This window comes from Acidiphilium iwatense, from assembly GCF_021556475.1.
GTDB lineage: Bacteria > Pseudomonadota > Alphaproteobacteria > Acetobacterales > Acetobacteraceae > Acidiphilium > Acidiphilium iwatense.
The window spans coordinates 1-1,914 of sequence record NZ_JAKGBZ010000125.1 but is presented as its reverse complement, the minus strand read 5'-3'; the positions used below and the strand labels follow the sequence as shown (position 1 = coordinate 1,914).

General features: G+C 61.0%; 2 protein-coding genes. One reads left to right on the top strand and one right to left on the bottom strand.

From position 1 onward, the window contains the following. On the bottom strand, positions 1–189 hold a 189-nt coding region (locus L2A60_RS20315), incomplete at its 3' end, for a hypothetical protein (RefSeq protein WP_235706276.1). A 180-nt stretch (positions 190–369) separates the two neighbouring features. On the opposite strand from L2A60_RS20315, the gene ltrA reads away from it, so the two are divergent. Next, complete coding sequence (ltrA, locus tag L2A60_RS20310; RefSeq protein WP_235706275.1) at positions 370–1,845, top strand: group II intron reverse transcriptase/maturase; 1,476 nt, start codon at positions 370–372, stop codon at positions 1,843–1,845. The last annotated feature ends 69 nt before the right edge of the window (positions 1,846–1,914 follow it).

The window sequence follows — 1,914 nt, the reverse complement described above, 5'->3', positions numbered from 1 at the left end:
TGAGTGCGCCGGGAGACCGGCAAGGAGCAGGAGGTGAAAGTCCACTACGATGAAGGAGTAGCAACCCGCATCGGCCCCGAGCCGTGCGCTGGCGTCCGCGAGGGCGTTGGCGAAGCGTCGGCAGGGGAGCGTGCAGGCCAGCCATTGAGCCGCGAAAGGATTGATGTCCCGGGTGCCGACGGTGTTCATGTACCGGAAGGCGAAATGGACGGGCGCGTTACTGCGAGCGCTCGCCCAACCCGGCGTGGTCCGAGACCCTGGCATGCACGGAAGCTCTTTGTACGGGAACCGGGAGATCTCCGGATTGGCCATCGGCCCATTGGTGGGACGAATGGTCCGTGGCGGGAAGGCGAGGAGCCGTAGCCGCCGATGCACGATCCGGAGAAGTCTGACTCTGGCATAGTAGCGAAGAAGCCGACGAACAAAACCGGGCGACCGGTGGCGGAGGCGGTGGAGCGAAGGCCGGAGACCAAGGGAAACGCGGACCAGCAAAACACGCTCCGGACCCAGAGTCGGGCAGGCGTGACCCAGGCGCTGGACCGCGTACGGCAAGCCGCAAGGCACAGGAAGAAGGAGGTTTTCACCGCGCTCCTCCACCACATCAATGTTGATACACTACGAACGGCGTTCTACGCGCTCAAGCGCAAAGCCGCCCCCGGAGTGGATGGCATGACGTGGCAGGACTACGAGGCCGATCTTGAGCTTAAGCTCATGGATTTGCATGAACGGGTCGACCGAGGTGCGTACCGACCGCAACCGTCCCGCCGGACCTACATACCAAAGGCGGATGGGAAACGGCGACCGCTGGCGATCGCGGCCCTGGAAGACAAGATCGTCCAAGGGGCAACCGTCATGGTGCTCAATGCCATCTACGAGGGAGATTTCCTCGGGTTTTCGTATGGGTTTCGACCTGGCCGGGGACCACATGATGCGCTGAATGCCCTGTCAACCGCGATCACCAAACGGAAGGTGAACTGGATACTTGACGCCGATATCCAAAATTTCTTTGGAAGTGTCAGCCAAGAATGGTTGGTTTGCTTCCTGGAACATCGGATTGGCGACAAGCGCATCATCCGCCTGATCCAGAAATGGCTGAGGGCGGGCATTCTCGAAGACGGGACCGTGACGGTCGATGACAGGGGAACGGGCCAAGGGTCGGTGGCTTCACCGCTCCTTGCCAATATCTACCTGCATTACGTCCTGGACCTGTGGGCCGAACGCTGGAGACGGCGGGAAGCCACCGGCGACATGATCATCGTGCGCTATGCTGATGATCTGGTTGTTGGCTTTGAGCACGAGGGCGACGCAGGTCGTTTTCTCGACGCGATGCGCACGAGGCTTGAGGAATTCGCACTGTCGCTCCATCCGGACAAGACCCGCCTGATCAAGTTCGGTCGCCACGCGGCGGCCGACCGTGAAAAGCGCGGGCTCGGCAAACCGGAGACCTTCATGTTTCTCGGCTTCACCTTCATCTGCGGAAAATCACGTGGAGGCCGCTTCCAGATTCAACGGAAGACCCGACGCGACCGCATGAAAGCGAAGCTTGCGGACATCAAGACGGAGCTACGACGACGAATGCATCAGCCCATCCCCGAACAAGGGAAATGGCTGAAGCAAGTCGTGACCGGGCATTTCGCCTACTACGCGGTCCCAACAAACAGCCGGGCGCTTTCAGCATTCCGGCACTTCGTGAGCGACCTCTGGCGGCGCTCGCTTCGGCGGCGCAGTCAAAAGGACGGCTTCACATGGGAACGCATGACGAAACTGGCCGACGACTGGTTGCCCAAGCCACGTGTCCTTCATCCTTGGCCAGATGCGCGCTTTGCCGTCAAACACCCAAGGTAGGAGCCGGATGCCTTAATTGGGCTTGTCCGGATCTGCGCGGGGGGCGCTCAGTAATGGGCGTCTCTACTG

Coding starts and splice junctions, on each gene's coding strand:
- ltrA (WP_235706275.1), top strand. CDS start 370: ATGCACGATCCGGAGAAGTCTGACTCTGGCATAGTAGCGAAGAAGCCG.